15 protein-coding genes are annotated in these 18,370 nt (G+C 69.1%); 6 read left to right on the top strand and 9 right to left on the bottom strand.

Annotated elements, in window-relative coordinates:
• Positions 1 to 213: 213 nt before the first annotated feature.
• From QH276_RS21130 to QH276_RS21120, 3 genes are all read right to left on the bottom strand, one after another.
• A complete protein-coding gene (locus tag QH276_RS21130; RefSeq protein ID WP_280400071.1) occupies positions 214 to 1,371 on the bottom strand; it encodes a cytochrome P450 in 1,158 nt (385 codons plus the stop codon).
• A 595-nt stretch (positions 1,372 to 1,966) separates the two neighbouring features.
• Entirely contained in the window at positions 1,967 to 3,031 is a 1,065-nt protein-coding gene (locus tag QH276_RS21125; protein ID WP_280400066.1) for a tartrate dehydrogenase, read from the bottom strand.
• Positions 3,028 to 4,398 carry an NAD-dependent succinate-semialdehyde dehydrogenase gene (locus QH276_RS21120; RefSeq protein ID WP_280400072.1) on the bottom strand — a complete coding sequence of 457 codons (1,371 nt, stop codon included), beginning with the start codon at positions 4,396 to 4,398 and terminating at the stop codon, positions 3,028 to 3,030. The genes QH276_RS21125 and QH276_RS21120 overlap by 4 nt, the downstream gene beginning before the upstream one ends.
• A 396-nt stretch (positions 4,399 to 4,794) precedes the next feature.
• Between QH276_RS21120 and trpB the strand changes: the two genes are divergently transcribed.
• Positions 4,795 to 6,036 carry a tryptophan synthase subunit beta gene (gene trpB, locus QH276_RS21115; protein WP_280400067.1) on the top strand — a complete coding sequence of 414 codons (1,242 nt, stop codon included), beginning with the start codon at positions 4,795 to 4,797 and terminating at the stop codon, positions 6,034 to 6,036.
• Positions 6,037 to 6,076: 40 nt separating this feature from the next.
• Here trpB and QH276_RS21110 read toward each other — a convergent pair whose 3' ends face one another.
• Positions 6,077 to 7,240, bottom strand: a complete 1,164-nt coding sequence (locus tag QH276_RS21110) for a helix-turn-helix transcriptional regulator (protein ID WP_280400068.1) — start codon at positions 7,238 to 7,240, stop codon at positions 6,077 to 6,079.
• 150 nt (positions 7,241 to 7,390) lie between these two features.
• Here QH276_RS21110 and QH276_RS21105 point away from each other — a divergent pair, with 150 nt between their 5' ends.
• The 4 genes from QH276_RS21105 (at position 7,391) to QH276_RS21090 (ending at position 11,994) form a co-directional block, all read left to right on the top strand.
• The gene (locus tag QH276_RS21105; RefSeq protein ID WP_280400069.1) at positions 7,391 to 8,845 is read left to right on the top strand and encodes an FAD/NAD(P)-binding protein; all 1,455 of its coding nucleotides are present in this window, start codon (positions 7,391 to 7,393) and stop codon (positions 8,843 to 8,845) included.
• A 241-nt stretch (positions 8,846 to 9,086) separates the two neighbouring features.
• Entirely contained in the window at positions 9,087 to 10,550 is a 1,464-nt protein-coding gene (locus QH276_RS21100; protein ID WP_280400818.1) for an MDR family MFS transporter, read from the top strand.
• A 104-nt stretch (positions 10,551 to 10,654) separates the two neighbouring features.
• Positions 10,655 to 11,107 carry an Ig-like domain repeat protein gene (locus QH276_RS21095; RefSeq protein ID WP_280400796.1) on the top strand — a complete coding sequence of 151 codons (453 nt, stop codon included), beginning with the start codon at positions 10,655 to 10,657 and terminating at the stop codon, positions 11,105 to 11,107.
• Between the two features lie 107 nt (positions 11,108 to 11,214).
• A complete protein-coding gene (locus QH276_RS21090; RefSeq protein WP_280400797.1) occupies positions 11,215 to 11,994 on the top strand; it encodes an IclR family transcriptional regulator in 780 nt (259 codons plus the stop codon).
• Between the two features lie 170 nt (positions 11,995 to 12,164).
• Here the strand turns inward: QH276_RS21090 and QH276_RS21085 are convergent, their stop codons facing one another.
• Genes QH276_RS21085 through QH276_RS21070 form a run of 4 tightly spaced genes read right to left on the bottom strand, consistent with a single transcriptional unit; the run spans position 12,165 to position 16,722 of the window.
• Positions 12,165 to 13,157 (bottom strand): 2-hydroxyacid dehydrogenase, encoded by a 993-nt coding sequence (locus QH276_RS21085; RefSeq protein WP_280400798.1) that lies wholly within the window; start codon positions 13,155 to 13,157, stop codon positions 12,165 to 12,167.
• A complete protein-coding gene (locus QH276_RS21080; protein WP_280400799.1) occupies positions 13,154 to 14,083 on the bottom strand; it encodes a hydroxymethylglutaryl-CoA lyase in 930 nt (309 codons plus the stop codon). Before QH276_RS21080 ends, QH276_RS21085 begins: the two co-directional genes overlap by 4 nt.
• Positions 14,080 to 15,321 carry a CaiB/BaiF CoA transferase family protein gene (locus QH276_RS21075; RefSeq protein WP_280400800.1) on the bottom strand — a complete coding sequence of 414 codons (1,242 nt, stop codon included), beginning with the start codon at positions 15,319 to 15,321 and terminating at the stop codon, positions 14,080 to 14,082. Before QH276_RS21075 ends, QH276_RS21080 begins: the two co-directional genes overlap by 4 nt.
• A gap of 21 nt (positions 15,322 to 15,342) precedes the next feature.
• The gene (locus QH276_RS21070) at positions 15,343 to 16,722 is read right to left on the bottom strand and encodes a GntP family permease (RefSeq protein ID WP_280400801.1); all 1,380 of its coding nucleotides are present in this window, start codon (positions 16,720 to 16,722) and stop codon (positions 15,343 to 15,345) included.
• 347 nt (positions 16,723 to 17,069) lie between these two features.
• Here QH276_RS21070 and QH276_RS21065 point away from each other — a divergent pair, with 347 nt between their 5' ends.
• A complete protein-coding gene (locus QH276_RS21065) occupies positions 17,070 to 17,864 on the top strand; it encodes a VOC family protein (protein ID WP_280400802.1) in 795 nt (264 codons plus the stop codon).
• A 295-nt stretch (positions 17,865 to 18,159) separates the two neighbouring features.
• Here QH276_RS21065 and QH276_RS21060 read toward each other — a convergent pair whose 3' ends face one another.
• Positions 18,160 to 18,351, bottom strand: a complete 192-nt coding sequence (locus QH276_RS21060; protein ID WP_280400803.1) for a hypothetical protein — start codon at positions 18,349 to 18,351, stop codon at positions 18,160 to 18,162.
• Positions 18,352 to 18,370: the final 19 nt, after the last annotated feature.

Here is an 18,370-nt window from a genome sequence, read left to right as displayed (position 1 = left end):
GGCCGGGGCCGTTCCACCGTTCGCTGGCGAGCCTGCCGGTGACCTTCGAACCGTCCCGGCCGTTCACTCCCGTCTCCGGGTGAACGCCTGATACGCCGCCCGCGCCCCGGGGGGGGCGGGGCGCGGGCCGGCCCCCCCGCCGCGCCGGCGGGCGGCGCCCCCCCCCCCCCCCCCCCCCCCCCCCCGGGGGGCCCCCGTCGGCGTATCAGTCGTTCACCCGGAGACGGGAGTGAACGGCCGGGACGGTTCGAAGGTCACCGGCAGGCTCGCCAGCGAACGGTGGAACGGCCCCGGCCGCCAGACCAGTTCCTCGGCGGGGCACGCGAGCCGGATTTCCGGCAGCATATCGAGCAACTGATCGATGGCGTTCTGCGCGACCGAATACGCGACCGACCGCGCGGGGCAGGCATGCGGTCCGGTGCCCCAGGCCAGATGCGAGCGGTTGTCGGTGAAATTGCCGGCGATCTCGGGATCGTTGTTGCAGGCCGCCATGCTGGTGACAACCGGCTGATGAGCCGGCAACCAGACATCCTCGACGAGGATCGGCTGTGGAGGATAGGTGATGAGGAAGTTCGCCAGCGGCGGGTCCTTGAAGAGCAACTCGTTGAGCGCGTCGATTGTCGTCAACGCCGCCTCACCGCCGAACCGGTCGTCGCTCAGCATGAGCAACAGGGTGTTCGCGATCAGGTTCGCCAGGGGTTCGATTCCCGCCCCGTAGATGGGGACCAGCTGGTGTACGAGTTCCTCGTGACTCAATCCGGCCCCGTGCCGCAGCAGACGCGTGGCGACGTCGTTGCCCGGTTGCTCCCGCTTGAGCATGATCAGATCCGACAGCGCGCTGACGAACATCTGGTTGCCCTCGCCGGTCGGGTCACCCTCGAACATTGTCGCCATACCCTGGCGGACCCGGTTCCCGATTTCCGCCGAACACCCGACCATGCTGTTGAGGTAGGCGAAGGTGACCGGAACGGCGTACTGGCTCACCAGGTCGGCCTGGCCGGTTTCGCAGAACGAGTTGACTTCCGGTACGGCGATTCGCTCGATCTCGGTGTGCAGGTTGTACAGGTCGATCTCGTTGATGCTGTCCACGGTGGCCCCGCGGTAGCGCAGATGTTCGGTTCCGGCCGTACGCAGGGCATTCGGGCGGTACTGCATCATCGATTTCACCGGGCACGCATCGGGCACGCTCTGCTCCCAGGTGCGCGGGTCGGCCGGGAAATGGGCGGGATCGTTACCGATCCGCACGGCGGTCCGGTAGCCGATCACCAGCGTCGCGGGGACGCCGGGCGCCAGTTCCACCTGAGCCAGCGAACCGTGCCGGGCCCGCATACTCGAGTAGGTCCGGTGCGGGTCGGCGGCGAAATCCTCCATGTACAGCGGTACCCGGCCCGGGTCGTGGATGGTGGGTACCGGCTGGTTTCCGGCGTACCGAGGTTGGTGGTGCGGTGATTCGAAGTGTGTGGTCAATGCGATGACTCCAGGTACGTAACAGGATTACGACGAATATGCCGAGGTCTCGGGCATCTGGCTGTGCTGGCCCGTGGCAGCGTTATGGCTTCCGCCGACGGCGGGTAGGGAATGCCTCCACACGAACTCGAGACGATAGTGCGCCGGAAGACATCTGCCTGTACACCTGTGGACGGTTGCCGCCGTTCATACGGCGGATACCGGTACGACTGCGAGTGCGCTACCGGTGCCTGCGTCCGGGTACCACCGGGCGGGCGATAGCGCCGCTCCCGGCCGGTTCTTCCCACCGAGGCATTCGCACACAACAGGTTCCACGTCGGAGCATCATACTCACAGCCCTGCGGCTCAGCAGCCGGAACGGTGGCGTCGTGCTCCCTTATCCTTTACGGGCCAGTCTCATTGCGAAGAGCCGGGCGTCGGTGGTCGCGGCAGCGGTGTGGCCGCCAGGCAAACCCGCGGCCACACCCGAGGAGCCGGCCGTGCCGGGCGCCCGACGACGTCAGCCGGCGGGGAGCAGGGCCGCGGCCCGGTCGGCGATCGCGGTGCCGACCTCTGTGGTGGTGGCGTTCCCGCCGAGGTCGGGGGTGCGGGGCCCGCCCGTTCCCAGGACATCGGTCACTGCGCGGTCGACGGCTGCGGCCGCCTCGTGCTCGCCGAGGTGGTCGAGCAGCATGGCACCGGCCAGGATCTGCGCGACCGGGTTGGCGATCCCCTGTCCGGCGATATCCGGGGCGCTGCCGTGGACGGCCTCGAACATCGAGGGGGCGTCGCGATCCGGGTTGATATTGCCGGAGGGCGCCAGGCCGAGACCGCCGGTGACGGCGGCGGCCAGATCCGAGAGGATGTCACCGAACAGGTTGGAGCCGACGATCACGTCGAGCCGGTCGGGGTGCAGCACGATTTCGGCGGCGAGGGCGTCCACATGCATCTGCCGGGTCTGCACCGCCGGGTATTCGGCGGCGATCCGGTCGAAGATCTCGTCCCAGTAGGGCATGGAATGGATGAGGCCGTTCGATTTGGTCGCCGAGCACAGTCGGCCCGTGCGCTCACCGGCCCGTTCGAAGGCGTAGCGGATGATCCGTTCGCAGCCGGCGCGGGTGAACACCGACTCCTGCAGGACGAATTCGTCGGGGCGGCCCGGATTGTGCTTACCGCCGATCTCGGAGTACTCGCCTTCGGAGTTCTCCCGCACGATCAGCAGATCCAGGTCTTCGGCGGTGCGGTCGCGCAGGGCCGATTCGGTGCCGGGCAGCAACCGGACGGGTCGCAGGTTGACGTACTGGCCGAAGGCGCGCCGCAGCGGGATCAGCAGACCCCACAGTGAGATGTGATCCGGGACGCCGGGAAAACCCACGGCGCCCAGCAGGATCGCGTCGAACCCGGCGAGGGTCCGCGGGCCGTCCGCGGGCATCATCGCGCCGGTGCGCAGATAGTTCTCGCAGGACCAGTCGAATTCGGTCCATTCGATGCCGGGCAGCACCCGGTCGATGACCTTGACCGCCTCGGCGGTGACGTCGACGCCGATGCCGTCGCCGGGGATGGTCGCGATCCGATAGGAACTCACAGGGGGACTCCGATGTATTTGATCTCGAGGAATTCGTCGATACCGACCAGACCGCCTTCGCGGCCGAGTCCGGATTCTTTCACCCCGCCGAACGGCGCGGCCGGATTGGATACCACGCCCTGGTTCAGGCCGACCATCCCGGTGTCGAGCGCCTCGCACACCCGCAGGCCGCGGCGCAGGCTTTCGGTGTAGACGTAGCCGACCAGGCCGTAGGGGGTGTCGTTGGCGCGGTCCACTGCCTCGTCCTCGGTATCGAAGGTGGTCAGGCAGGCGACCGGCCCGAAGACCTCGGTATGGCAGATCGCGGCATCGTCGGGGACGTCGGTGAGCACCGTGGCCGGATAGAAGTTGCCGGGCCCGTCGACGGGAGAGCCGCCCAGCAGGACGCGGGCACCGCGGGCGCGGGCATCGGCGACCAGTTCGGTCACCTTGGCCACGGCGTCGGCGTCGATCAACGGCCCGACCACGACCCCGGGTTCGGTCCCGGGACCCAGCGGCAGTTCGGCCAGCCGGGCGGTGAGCCGGGTGGCGAAATCGGTGGCGATCTCACGCTGGACGAAGAAGCGGTTGGCCGCCGTACAGGCCTGCCCGATATTGCGCATCTTCGCCGCCACCGCACCCTCGACGGCCGCGTCCAGATCGGCGTCGTCGAAGACGAGGAACGGCGCGTTACCGCCCAGCTCCATGGATGTACGCATCACGGTGCGCGCGCACTGTTCCAGCAGTATCTTGCCGACCGCGGTCGATCCGGTGAAGGACAGTTTGCGGGAGCGCGGGTCCAGGATCAGCGGCGTCATCACCGCGCCGGGGTCCGCGGTGGTCACGACGTTCACCACGCCGGACGGTACGCCGGCCCGCTGCAGGATCTCGGCGAGCGCCAGCGTGCACAGCGGTGTCTGCTCGGCGGGTTTCACCACGCAGGTGCAGCCGGCCGCCAGCGCCGGTCCGATCTTGCGGGCACCCATCGCCATCGGGAAATTCCACGGGGTGATGAGCAGGCTCGGGCCCACGGGCTGTTTGGTGATCAGGAAGCGGGCGCCGCCGCCCGGGGCGGGCATGTAGCCGCCGTCGAGCCGGACCGCTTCCTCGGCGAACCAGCGGAAGAACTCGGCGGCATAGGCGATTTCGCCGCGGGCCTCCGCCAGGGGTTTGCCCATCTCCAGGGTGGCGATCAAGGCGAGGCGGTCGGCCTCGTCGAGCAGCAGGCGATGCGCGCGCATGAGGATATCGCTGCGCTCCCGGGCGGGTGTGCGGGCCCAGGCCTGCTGCGTGGCCGCGGCGGCATCGAGTGCCGCGATACCTTCCTCGGGGGTGGCATCGGCGACTGTGCGCAGCTGCCGGCCGGTGGCCGGATCGAGTACCGGCATGGACTTCGCCGCCGGGAGCCAGCGGCCCCCGATGAACAGACCGTCGGGTACCGACGCCACCGCGGCGCGTTCGGGTTCGGTGAGTGTGTCCTCGGTGAGCACGGCGTCGGCTCCTCCCTGTCGGCGCCCGGAAACAATCTGGGCTGAATTGTCGACAATCCTACAATAGTCGCGGGCGGCGCAGGCGCGGTACCGGGGCCGGGTCCGGTGCGCGGATGGGCGTGTATCGCGATCCGCATACCCAGCCCGTGCGGAGGCTCTTCCCGCCGGCGGTGAGCCTCGGCGGCAATACCTTCAGTACTGTTAACTAAGCCGTTGCCGGGAGGTGACCCGCCGCTTGCGCCGAGGGCACAGAATCGCGGAAGCGGAATTGGGAATCGAGAGTGTGGGTGCCGGATGGTCGTGGGTCACGGGGTGGATCACAGTTTTTCGCACCACGAGGACCTGCCGGACGCACGCGGCCGCTTCGGCAGATTCGGCGGCCGCTACGTTCCCGAAGGGCTCATGGCCGCCTTGATCGAACTGGACGCCGCCTACGAACAGGCTCGTGCCGACAGCGGATTCAGTACCGAACTCGCGGGACTGCTGCGCACCCGGGTGGGGCGGCCGACGCTGCTGCACCAGGTGCCGCGGTTCGCGGCCCGGCTCGGCGTGCCGGGGGTGAAGGTTTATCTCAAGCGCGAGGATACGGCCCATACGGGGTCGCACAAGATCAATAACGCGCTCGGGCAGGGTCTGCTGGCCAAACGGATGGGCAAACGCCGTATCGTCGCCGAAACCGGGGCGGGACAGCACGGGGTCGCGGTGGCGACGGTCTGCGCGATGCTCGAACTGGCCTGCACCATCTACATGGGTGCCGGCGATATGGAACGCCAGCGCCACAATGTGGTGCGCATGCGGTTGCTCGGGGCCGAGGTCCGGGCGGTGGAGTCGGGCACGCGCCGGCTCAAGGAAGCGATCAGCGAATCCGTCCGCGACTGGGTCGCCCATGTGGACACCACCCACTACCTGTTCGGCACCGCCGCCGGACCGGCGCCGTATCCCCGTATCGTGCGCGATTTCCAGACGATCATCGGGGTGGAGGCGCGTGCCCAGATAGTGGCCGAGGAGGGCCGGCTGCCCGATATCGTGCTCGCCTGTGTGGGCGGGGGCAGCAACGCCGTCGGTACCTTCCATCCCTTCGTGGGCGACGCCGGGATCCGATTGGTCGGTGTGGAGGCAGCGGGATACGGCCTCGGCACCGGCGCGCACGCGGCGTCGCTGAGCGCGGGGTCGCCGGGGGAAATGGACGGCAGCTTCAGCTATCTCCTGCAGGACGACGACGGGCAGATCTCGGTCACCCACAGCGTGGCCGCCGGGCTGGATTATCCCGGCGCCGGTCCCGAGCTCAGCTATCTGAAGGAGACCGGCCGCGTGCAGATCGCGGCCGCCACCGACGCGACGGCCCTGCGCGGTGTGCAGGCGCTCGGCCACACCGAGGGCATCATCGCCGCCCTCGAATCCGCCCACGCGGTAGGTCACCTGCTCGACCTCGCCGCGCAGGGCGAATTACCGGCGGGCTCGGTGGTCCTGCTGTGCCTTTCCGGCCGCGGCGACAAGGATCTCGACGTCGCGGCGCAGCGGCTGGGTCTCGACTGAACCCCGGCCCGGATGCCGGGCCGGCCGGAACCGCCGGCGGTCAGGTGCGAAGTGGCGCAGTGCGTTCGACGGGCCCGGCCGGCCGGGCGAGCGCAGGCGGATCACCCGGCGCGGAGACGCGCACCGGATCCGGCAGGGCCGGCCAATAGTGTTCGGTGAACAACCGGGCCACCAGTTCGCCCCGGCTGGACACCTCGACCTTGGCGAAGACCGACTTGATGTGATCGCGGACGGTATGCGGCGAGAGAAACAACGTGCCGGCGATCTCGGCGGTGGTCAGACCCCGCACGACGAGCTGGGTGATCTGCAGTTCCCGGGTGGTGAGGTCGTGGGCTTCGGCGATCAGCACCGCAAGGTCCGCCGGGGTCGCAGGTTCGATGATCAGCGCGACCGGACCGGGTCCGGTTCCGTTACCGGCGAGGTTCGACGCATGGCAGCACAGCCAGCGGCCCTCGATGTTCCGGATGCGCAACCGGGCGTTGCCGTGCTCGAAACCCGCCGCGTGAGCCCGTGCCCGGAGTACCGTGCCCTGCAACCAGATCGGGATGTCGACCCCGATCGCCGACGGTACGCACGGCCCCGGTGGCAACAGCGCGAGGTGCTGCCCGGCCTCGGCGTTGAGCGATATCGCGGTGCCCGTCTCGTCGAAGAGGATCAACCCGGGCGCGGGTGAGCCGGTGTGGACCGCCGCGGGCGCCGGCCGGGCGAAACGACGCAACCGCGTGGCCAGCGGCCCGGCGAGGTCGGCGAGCAGGCCCACCTCCGCGGCGGAGAAGGCGCCGGCGCCGCGGAACAGGCTGACCAGACCCCACGGCCGGTCACCGATCCGCAGCGCGACCCGCAGTTCGTCCGCGATACCCCGGTCGGCGAACAGCCGCCGGAAACGCGCGCTGCGCGCCGGCAGGTCGCCGGTCACCGCGCGCAACCCGGCGGCCGGGATCGGGGCCCGCGCCAGATCGCGGAAGGGCACCACGTTCTCCTCGAGCAGTTCGCTCTCCCAGTAGGCGGCGCATCCTTCACCCGATCCGAGGTTCTCCACCAGCATCGGCGCGGTGATCAGCCCGGTTTCCGGATCGGCCGCGGTCCAGACGGCCGAATCGAACGGTACGAGCCTGCGGATACCGGCCGAGACCCGGCCGAAGAAGTCCATGCTGTCGGCGGCCCGGCCGGCGGCGGCCAGGACGGGTTCGTATCCCTGATTCATCGGCGTTCCTCCGGCTTCCAGCCTGCCCGGTGGGGGTCCCACCGCCAACCCCCCATTCGAGGGGGTGGCCCGATCCCGTATCCCGCGCGCGCGGGATGGTTCCCGGCCGCCGCCGCGGCGAAGGTCGAAGCAGTCGATCGAGAGGAAATCATGGATATCGCGATAATCGGTGGCGGGTCGGCGGCGGTGGCGTTGCTGGACGCGCTGGCCGTATCGGGGGCCGCGACAGGGGAGCGTCCCGGTTCCGTCACCGTGTTCGAGCCGTCGCCGTGGTTGTGGCGCGGCCGCCCCTACGCACCGGACCTGGATTCGGTGCTGGTGAATGCGATTCCGCAGCTCATGTCCATCCGGGGCGGCGATGTCGGCCACTACCTCGGCTGGCTGGGTGAGCAGGGCGCCGCGTATCTGGACCCGCGGCTGGGTGAGCGGCTGGTGCCGCGCGCACTGTACGGCCGCTACCTGGTGGATTCGGCGGAAACGGCTCTGGCGGCGCTCCGTGCGCAGGGCTGGGATACCGCCGTGGTGCCCGACCGGGTCACGGGTATCAGGTCGCACCAGGGCGGGATCGTCGCCACGACGGGGAAGCAGGAGTACCGGGCGAGCCGGCTGGTGCTGTGCGTGGGCGGCGGAACACCTCCGGACCTGTACGGTCTGGCGGGCAGCCCGGGATATATCCACGACCCGTACCCGCTGGCCCGCACGCTGGGCGAGATCCCGCCGCAGAGTTCGGTCTCGGTGATCGGCAGTGGCCTCACGGCCGTCGATATCGCGGTGTCGCTGGCCGCCCGGGGACATACGGGCCGCATCGACCTGCTGTCGCGCACCGGGACCCTGCCGTATGTGTGGCAGCGGCCCGCCCCGCGGGTTTTCGAGTATGTGACCGGCGAGCGGATCGCCGCCCTGCACCGGGCACAAGGATTCGTCACCTGGGCCGATCTCGCCGACCTCGGGCGCGCGGAACTCACCGCCGCCGGGGAGAGTTTCGACGATTTCGCCGCGGACCTTCTCGACACCGCCGCGGATCCGGTCGCGCGGCTGCGGCACCAGATCGAGACGATCGACGACCCCGGGATCGGCCGGCGGCTGGTGCGCGAATCCGTGCATCGTCTGGGGCCCGCCGTGTGGCCGCTGCTGCGCGACGGGGACAGGGCCCGGCTGCGGCAGCACTTCCGGACGGCCACCGCGGTCGCCTCGCCGATGGTCCCGGTCAACGCCGTGACCGTGCTCGAGATGCTGGATACCGGCCGGCTCGAACTCACATCCGGCGTGCGTGTCGTCGCGCCGGTGGCCGGCCGCTTCCGGATCGAGACCGCCGTGGGGGGCCGCACCTCGGACATCGTGGTGAACGCGGTCAATCCGCCGCCGCAGGCGATCCCCGCCGCGGCCCGATCGCTGGTCGACTCCCTGGTGGCAGGCGGTCTGGCCGCTCGTCATCCGGAGGGTGGAGTCGTCCCCGCCGATCCGCGCGTGCACGTCCTGGGTGATCTGGCCGGCGGTGGTTCGTTCGTCACCACCGGTATCGCCGGGCTGGCGGCACGGGCGGCGTTCATCGCGGGCGCCTTGTCCGCGAGCGGCCGGCCGGTGGCGCCCGGGGTCCCGGCATGACGTCGCTCACAGCAGAGAGCGGACCGCTCGTGATGAGAACGCCGAACAGCCTGGTCGCGGCGGTAACCGGGAATACGGTGGCCGGAAAATCGATTGATCCGTGTCGTAGCCGTAAGAAACACTGACGCTTCACCGATGAGCACGGGGACCTGTGCTCGTCTCATCTCACAGACGGCCGGGGCATGTCGCCGAGGACCTGCCCCGGCCGGCGTCATCCGTTCCCGATCCCCGGAGGTACTCCATGCCCGCCCGTATCCCAGTTCGCCGGGCCGGCGGGGGCACCCCGGCCGTGATCCGGCTGTTGGTGATCGCGACCTTCGTGGTGATCCTCAACGAGACCATCATGATCAACGCGATTCCGCGGCTGATGAACGATCTGGAGGTCACCGAACGGGCCGCGCAATGGGTATCCACGGCGTTCATGCTCACCATGGCGGCAGTCATCCCGGTGACCGGCTGGTTCCTGCAGCGGGTCACCACCCGTCGCGCCTACGCGATCGCGATGGGGGTGTTCCTCGCCGGTACGGCGCTGTCGGCAGTGGCGCCGTCGTTCGCGGTGCTGCTGATCGGCCGGATCGTGCAGGCGGGCGGGACCGCGGTCATGATGCCGCTGCTGATGACCACGCTGATGACGGTGGTGCCCGAACACGATCGCGGGCGGGTGATGGGCAACGTCACGCTCGCCATCTCCGTCGCGCCGGCCATGGGCCCGGTGATATCCGGCCTGGTGCTGCAGGTGGCGTCGTGGCGGTGGTTGTTCGTGCTGGTGCTGCCGATCGCGGGCGTGGTGACCTGGTTCGGGCTGCGCAGCCTGGAGAACGTCGGGGAACCGGAGGCCGGTGCGATCGATTGGCTCAGTGTGGTCTTGGCGGCGCTCGGTTTCGGCAGCCTGGTCTACGGGCTGAGCGGGTTCGAGGCGGGCAGTATCGCGACCCCGGCGCTGATCACCGCGGCCGGGATCGTGCTCATCGGGTTGTTCGTGGCGCGGCAGCTGCGGTTGCAGCGCACCGGGACCCCGTTGCTGGATCTGCGGGTGCTGCGGTCGGCCACCTACGCCAAGGGCTTGGTGCTCATGGCGGTGGCCTTCCTGGCGATGCTCGGTTCGATGATGCTGCTGCCGCTGTATCTGCAGAATCTGCGCGAGCTCTCGCCGCTGCTCACCGGCCTGCTGGTGATGCCGGGCGGGCTGGCGATGGGTTTGCTCGGGCCGGTGATCGGCCGCCTGTTCGACCGGTTCGGCGGCCGGGTACTGGTGATTCCGGGGTCGATCGCGATCACCGCCGCGCTGGCCGGCTTCACGCAGATCTCGATCAGCACGCCGTACTGGCAGCTGCTCGGACTGCACATCCTGCTCATGATCGGGCTGGCCGCGGCCTTCACCCCGGTGTTCACCCTGGCGCTGGGCGCGCTGCCGGAGGATCTGTACTCGCACGGCAGCTCGATGCTGGGCACGTTGCAGCAGGTGGCGGCCGCGCTGGGCACCGCCCTGGTGGTGACCGTGCTGGCGACCCGGGCCGGCACCCTCGAAGACGGTGGAGCCGACCCGGTATCGGCGCAGCTCGGCGGTATGCAGTGGGCGTTCGCGGTCTCGGCGGCCCTGGCGGTGGTAGTGATCGTCATGGCGATCCTGTTGCCGAACCGGTCCAGCGCACCGGACGCAGACGGCATCGACGAGGAGAGCGAGGCGGAGTTGGTGCAGGCCTGAGCGCCGCCACACGGGCGTGCGCGTTCGGGCGGCGTATCGCACCGGCGGGTGCGAGGATTGGGCCGGAGAACTCGCTCGACCGATGATGGAGAGGCGGAAAGTCCATGCTGGCGAAGACGTTTCGGAGGAGTGCCGCGGCGGTTTGCGGTGCGGTGGCCGTGCTGGCCGTGCCGCTGCTGTCCGCACCCGCGGCGAATGCGGCGGTGGCGCCGATCATCACCCTCGCGGTGAGCGGTAAACCGACCACCGCGTCGGGGGATACCGTGCCGACCGGATGCGGTGTCCGGCTGGAAGCAACCGTGACCTTGCCGGATGGTAGGCCGGTGGAGACCGGGACGGTCCAGTTCTTCAATCGTGTCCCGGGCAACGGCGATGTGTTCCTCGGAAAAGTGCCCGTGCTGTACGGCATGGCGAATCTCACCTGGACCGCGAGCACGCCCGGGGCGAACGGGCTGAGCGCAGCCTATTCCGACGGCCTGCCCGATTTCCTCCCGGTCGCGACCGGAACGCAGGTGACCGCCCGACCGGGACTCCAAGTCGGCGGACTGTGCCTCTGACGGCGGGATCGTCGCCTCGGCTGCCCGGGCTCCGGCTGCCGGTGCGCGGCCGGAGTGCCGAGGCGGCCCGTCAGCGCTACCGCCGGGTCGCGGCGTAGATTCGGCGTATGCCCAGGGACGACAGCGCCGCGAACCATCAGCCGCTGCTGGTGCTGGTGAAGATCACCGAGATACTCGATGCCTTCTCGCTGGCGCGGCCGTCGCTGACACTCGGGGAGATCCAGCAGGCCACCGGTTTCCCGACCTCCACGGTGCAGCGGCTGGTGACGAATATGGTCGCGCAGGGGCTGCTGGATCGCGCGGGTGATCAGATCCGGATCGGATTGCGGATGAGTTATTGGGCGGCGACCGCGGTGAAAGGGCTGGATCTGCTGTCGATTGTCGACCCGGTACTGCGCGAGATCCGCGACGAGACCGGGGAGACGGCTTGCGTTTTCCGGGCGGAACACGGTTTCCGGGTATGCGTCGCGATCGCCGAGACCCGGCACGCGCTGCGCCGGGACATGTACGTCGGCAAGATCATTCCGCTGTATGCCGGCTCGGCGGGCCGGATTCTGCTGGCCTGGAACCCGGACCTCGCCGAGCAGGTACTCGCGGCACCCTTGGAACCGCTCACCGAAGGAACGGTGACCAGCCCCGCCGAGTTGCGCGCGCTCATCGCGCAGGCCAAGGCCGACGGGTACGCCATCAGCGCCGGGGAACGCGAGGATTCGGCATCCGGACTGTCGGCGCCGATCTTCGACGCGTCCGGACACGTGGTGGCCGCGTTGACGATCAGCGGTCCGACGATCCGGATGCCGCGCGAGCGCTGCGAGGAATGGGTGGACCTGCTGGTGGGCTATGCCGAGCGGGTCACCCGCACCTTGGGGGGCCGGATCCCGGCCTGAGTTGCGGTTGCGGGCCGTGAGCGGCTCGGGCCGGAGACGCTGCACGGCTCGGCCGTGTCACCACCCGAACGGGCCGTGCCACGGCTCGCCCGGCGTGCGACGGAATGGCCGAAAGACTGCTGTGGCACGCAACTCCGCCGGCCGGGCGGTACTCCACCGGCCGTTGTCGCTCAGCGGGCTTGCGCCTCCGGGTTGACCGGATACGGCGGTAGCTCGCCGCGCACCATGGCGACCGCGTTTTCCGCGCAGCGGCGGGCCATTTCGGCGCGCACCGGCACGGTGGCGCTACCGACATGGGGTAGGAGAACGGTGTTGGGCAGTTCGGCGAGTCCGGGCGCCAGCCGCGGTTCGTCCTCGTAGACGTCGAGCCCGGCGCCGGCGATGGTGCCGGCCCGCAGCGCCGCCACCAGTGCCTGTTCATCGACGACCGGCCCGCGCGCGGTGTTGATCAGGATCGCCGACGGTTTCATGGCGTTCAGTACGGCGGCGTCGACCAGATGGCGGGTCTGCTCGTTGAGCGGGACGTGGACCGAGAGGTAGTCGCTGGTCGCGACGAGTTCCGGCCAGGATACGTGCCGTACCCGGCCCGCGAATTCCCCGAGTTCCGCCTCGCTCACCGCGCGGTCGCCGGGCGGCCGCGGGCAGAACACGACCGTCATCCCGAAGGCGAGCGCGCGCCGGGCGGTGGCGCGGGCGATCCGGCCGAATCCGGCCAGGCCCAGTGTTTTCCCGCTGACATCGTGGCCCAGTAGTAGCTCCGGTTCCCAGCCGTGGAATTTTCCCGCGCGAACGAAGGCGTCGGCCTCGACCGCCCGCCGTGCCACCGCCAGCATCAGCAGGATCGCGATATCCGCGGTGGCGTCGGTGAGCACGCCCGGGGTGTTGCCGACCACGATGGAGTTCGCGGTGGCCGCCGCGATATCGATATTGTTGTAGCCCACCGCGAAATTGCTGATTCCGCTGATCTTCGCGCGGTCCAGTAGCGGCGCGTCGAATTCGTCGCGTAACTGTGCCACCACCACCCGGTAGTCACCGGAGGCGCAGGCGTCGGCCAATTCGTCGTAGCCCATCCGGTTTCCGGCGACCCGCACCGTTCCGGCCGCCTCGAGCAGGCGCATCCCTGGCTCGGGCAGGGCAGTGGTGACCAGGAAATCGGCGGTCACGCGATAACCCATTCGAAGGCGTGCGCTTCCGACCGTGCGCCCTGCGCGGTTTTGGACCGGTTGGGTTCGCCGAGTTCAGCGAGCATCCGCTCGCTGATTCCGATCAGGCGCGCGAGGGTTTCCGGGGTGAGCCACTCCGGGCGGGTGGCGAACAGGATGTCCTCGCTGGCGGTGTTGCCACTGGCGCCGGGCGCGAACGGGCAACCGCCGAGACCGCCCAGGCAGCCGTCGACCATCCCGGCGCCCGCGTCGATGGCGGCCAGCGTATTGGCCACACCCAGACCCCAGGTGTCGTGGCCGTGATAGACGATGCGCCGGTCCGGGGTGGTGGCGCCGACCGCCTGGATCAGCTGCCGGACCTGCGCCGGAACGGCTTGGCCGAGGGTGTCGCAGACGACGATATCGGCGGCGCCGTCGGTGCGCGGGTCGGTGGCGATACCCAGCACCCGCTCGGGGTCGATCATGCCCTCGAACGGGCAGGTGAACGAGGTGGCGATACAGAGCTGGATGGTTCCGCCGCAGTCGCGGGCCAGTTCCACGGCCCGCGGCATGGCGGCCACACTGTCCTCGGTGGTGCGCCCGATATTGGCCTTGTTGTGCGAATCCGAGGCGGAGAAGCAGTACTGGAAGTTGCGTGCTCCGGCCGCGGCGGCCTTCTCGATATGCCGGGGCGTGGCGACCCACACCCAGCATCGGGCCAGTTCTTCGGGAGTGAGTTCGGCGATCACGTCGAGGGTGTTGGCCAGCGGCGGCACCAGGTCGGGGCGGGCCATGGACCCGATCTCGAGTTCGGGCACACCCAGCGCCAGCAGTTCGCGGGCGATCTCCACCTTGCGCTCGGTGGACAGCAGTTTCCCGGTGAGCTGCAGACCGTCGCGCAGTGTCACGTCGCGCAGTGTCGCGGCCGGTGTGTAGGTGAAGGTCATACGGTAACCCCTGTATCGGAAGTGCCTGTGACGGTGTCGATTTCGCCGTCGCTGAGGCCCAGCACCGACGCGAGTACCTCGCGTGTGTGTTCACCCAGGTCCGGTCCGATTGTACGGATCGGCAACGAGGCGCCGCCGATCACCGGGACGATGCCGGGGAACCCGACCGTGGCGGGTTCGGCGGCGCCGGTATCCACCGGGAACTGCTGGATCATGTTCCGGGCCGCGTACTGTTCGTCGGCGCAGATATCGGCCGCGGTATAGATCGGGCCGGACGGCACACCGGCCGCGTCCAGCAATTTCAGGGCCTCCGCGCGGGTGTGTCGGACGGTCCAGGCGGAGATCGCGGCGTCGAGTTCCTCGCGGCGGCGCCAGCGGCCGGCGTTGTCCCGCAGATCGGGGTCGGCGGCGAGGTCCGGACGTTCGATCAGTTCCATATAGCGCTGGAAGATCCCGTCGCCGTTCCCGGCGATGATGATGCTGTACCCGTCGCTGCAGGGGTAGGCGTTCGAGGGTGCGATACCTTCCATCCGGCCGCCCACCCGCCGCCGCTCGACCCCGTAGGCGAGGTAATCGGGAACCAGCGATTCCATCACCGACAGGATCGATTCGTTGAGCGCGACATCGATGATGCGCTCGGGCAGCGGGACGGGGACGGTGCTGCGTTCGCGCTGGAACAGCGCCATCACCGTGCCGAACGCGGCGTAGATACCGGCGATGGAATCGCCGATGGAGACCCCGGTGCGTACCGGCGGCCGGTCGGGATCGCCGACCAGTTCGCGCAGGCCGCCCACCGCTTCGGCGACTGCGGCGAAGCCGGGTCGCGCGGATTGCGGGCCGGTCTGGCCGTACGCGGAGATCCGGGTGATGACGAGGCCGGGGTTGACCTCCTGAAGATCATCCGGCCCGAGCCCCCACTTCTCGAGGGTTCCGGGCCGGAAGTTCTCCAGCAACACATCGCATTCGCGGATCAGGTCCAGCACGAGCCCGCGGCCGGCCTCGGTTTTGAGGTCGAGCACGATCGACTTCTTGTTGCGGTTGATCGTGCGGTACAGCATCGACGTATCACCGTCGTAGAGTCGCCACCGGCGCAGTTCGTCACCGGTGACCGGCCGCTCGACCTTGATCACCTCGGCGCCGAAATCGGCGAGCATCCGGCCCGCGGTCGGTGCGGCGATGTAGTTACCCAGTTCGAGGACCCGGATACCGGCGAGCGGGCGAATCTCGGCGTTGCTCATATCTTCCTAACGTTGCGGGTTCTACAGGACCAGGCTCAGCGGCATGATGAGCAGGATCGCCACCACCGAGGCGACCGAGACACCCACCGAGCAGGACTTCAGGGTGCCGCGGGTGGTCTGTCCCATCAGCGACTGCAGCAGCCAGAACGTGTTGCTGGTGACGTGCACGGCGAACAGCGAACCGGCACCGGCGGCCAGCGCGATGAGGACCGGATCGATCCCGAGGGCCGGAGCGACCGGGGCGAGGATGCCGGCGGCGGTGATCGCCGAAATGGTCACCGAACCGACCGCGATATGCAGGACGGCGGCGATCACCCAGACCATCAGCAGCGGCGCGGCGCTGCTCGCGGTGAAGTATTCGCCGAGGATATCGCCGAGCCCGATGGCGGAGATGGTGGCCGCCAGCGAACCACCGACGCCGGTGAGGATGAGGATCTGGCCGCTTTCGCTGAACCCGGTCGCGATACAACGCTGGACGCGTTCGATCCCGACCGCGCGGCGGCCGACGAAACTGGTGCCGAGCAGTCCGATCAGCAGGGCGATCACCGGGGTGGACAGGAATTCGATCACCGGGTTGTGCACCTCTGCGACGTCCAGGATCGCGCCGACGGCGATGAGGATCAGCGCGGTGCACAGCGGTGCGAACAGCAGTGGCAGGGGAGTCTCGGTGCGCGTTTCGGCGGCGGTCTTGGTGGCCACACCCCCGGTACCGGCGGTGGAGTCGTTCTCGGTGGCGGCGTCCGGTTCGAACGGAAGCTGCTGTTCGTCGCGCTCCTCGTTCCACCAGCCGCGGTCGAACAGGAAACACATCACCGCCACCGAAATCGCCACGGTGGGGATCACCAGGACGAGACCGAAGAGCAGCATTTTGCCCAGCGGAACACCCAGGAGGCCCGCCAGGGCCAGCGCACCCACACCGGGCACGGTGAGCACGATGCCGCATTCGCCGCCGATCGCCAGGGCGGTCGCCATCTTGGCGGTGCCCTTCTTCTCGATCTTGGCGGCGGTACTGCGAGCCAGCGGAGCCGAGATCACCATGAGTACGTCGAGGTAGATCGACTGCAGGAAGGTCGCCAGTGTCAGCGACATCGCGTACGGCATCCGGTTGGCCCCCAGCAGGCGCACCAGCACCCCCACCAGCCGCTGGATCGCGCCGGTTTCCTGCAGCATCGCACCCATCAGCACACCGAAGGCGACCAGCAGGCCGACCTCGGCCATGATGTCGCCGAATCCGGTGCTGATGGTTTCGACGGTTTTCGCGGCCCCCAGCCCGGAGGTGAGCCCCAGATAGGCCGCGCCGATCACCAGCGATACCGCCGGATTGAATTTGAACCGAGTGATCAGCACGACCACGGCGAGGATCGCCGCCGCCGTATTGAGCATCGTTGCAAGGTCTGACATGTGCATTTCCCATCGAGTCGCACTCGGGTGAGTGCTGTCCCCACGCGGCGCGCGGGGGTAGTACGCCGTGACTCAGGCCACAGCAGGCTCATATTATGAGCGGAGACTCACAATATAAGCAAGGCGTTGATGCTCGCGGGCACTGGGTCCTCCGGTCACCGTGCGCTCGGCCCGGGCACGCCGGTGATCTCGCGGGGCTGCCTTTTCCGGGCGGGACCACTATGGTTACCAGGCATCCGCAGGGATCCTCTCTGCGTTCGGCGTCCCATATCGTGCTGGGGCCTCGCCGGCCGGAGCCGGCCCGCGAACCATTCGACTCGTGTGAACCCATCAGCGGAGGACACGCTATGCCGATACGTGAAAGCGCCTGGCCCGCCGGTACACCGTGCTGGGTGGACTGTCAGGTCGACGAGACGACCAGCGCCCGCGACTTCTACAGTGCGCTGTTCGGGTGGGAGGTCGCCGCTACCGCGCCGGAGGCCGGTGGGTACCTCATGGCGATGCTACAAGGGCGGCCGGCGGCCGGGATCGGGCCGAAACCGCCCGGGCAGGTGATGCGGTCGACCTGGACGACCTATCTCGCGAGCGACGATGCCGACGCGACGGCCGCGGCCGTCGGCTCGGCGGGCGGCACGGTGCTGGCGCAACCGTTCGATGTCATGGACATCGGCCGGATGTTCGTCGCCGCCGACCCCACGGGGGCGGTGTTCGGGGTCTGGCAGGCACGGAAACATTTCGGGGCGGGGATCTACAACGAGCCCGGCGCCTACTGCTGGAACGAACTGCACACCGACGGCTACGAACAGGCCCAGCGCTTCTATTCGACGGTGTTCGGCTGGCATTTCACCGAGGTCGGGGACGGGGCGGAGATGACCTACGCGACCTTCGCCCTGGAGCCGGGCGGGGAGCCGGTCGGTGGTCTCAACGATTCGACGCGGACGCCCGGCGCCGACCCGGCGCACTGGCTGGCGTGGTTCCAGGTCGCCGATACGGACGCGGCGCTGAACAAGGCGACCGAACTCGGCGCGTCCGTGCTGATGGGCGCCCAGGACAGCCCGTTCGGCCGGATGGGAATACTGGCCGCGCCGCAGGGAGAAGCTTTCGGCATCATCGATATCGCGCAATCGGCCGCCCCGTCCTGACCGGCGGCCGCGCAGCCCGGGTCGCTCGCCGCGGGGAAGTCATACCGGTCGGCTTGCCGGCAACGGCGGCTATCGGGGCTTCCGATTTCCCTCGTAGCCGCCGTTTCCGGGTACGCCGTTTCGGAGCAGCCCGGGATCACACCGTATCCGAGCGGCCCGAGGCCACCGGAGCAGCCGAGGAAATCCCGTTACCGGAGCAGCCGCGGGCCCGGAGACAACGCGAGCCGGTCGTCGTAGTACACGGACGGATCCGGCCACACACCCGGTAGCGATGCGGGGCCGGCATCGATGCGGCTCATGTCCCGCCGGTTTCGGGGCGTTCGGTCCGGTCGATGCGCTCGTTGACGAGGTCGTCGTCGTCCGCGGGCGGTTCCGGATCGTGCCATTCCTCGGCGCGGCTGGACCGATTGCCGCGCAGCGTGCCCTCCAGCTCGTGGGCGAGCTCGTCGTCGCGGGCCGGGCCGTGTTTACTGCTACCTCGTTCCATCGTTGACCTCCTGCCTCGG

The sequence above is a fragment of the Nocardia carnea genome (assembly GCF_029869215.1).
Lineage (GTDB): Bacteria > Actinomycetota > Actinomycetes > Mycobacteriales > Mycobacteriaceae > Nocardia > Nocardia carnea_B.
Note: the sequence above shows the minus strand (reverse complement) of the source record. Positions and strands in the feature narration are given on the sequence as shown.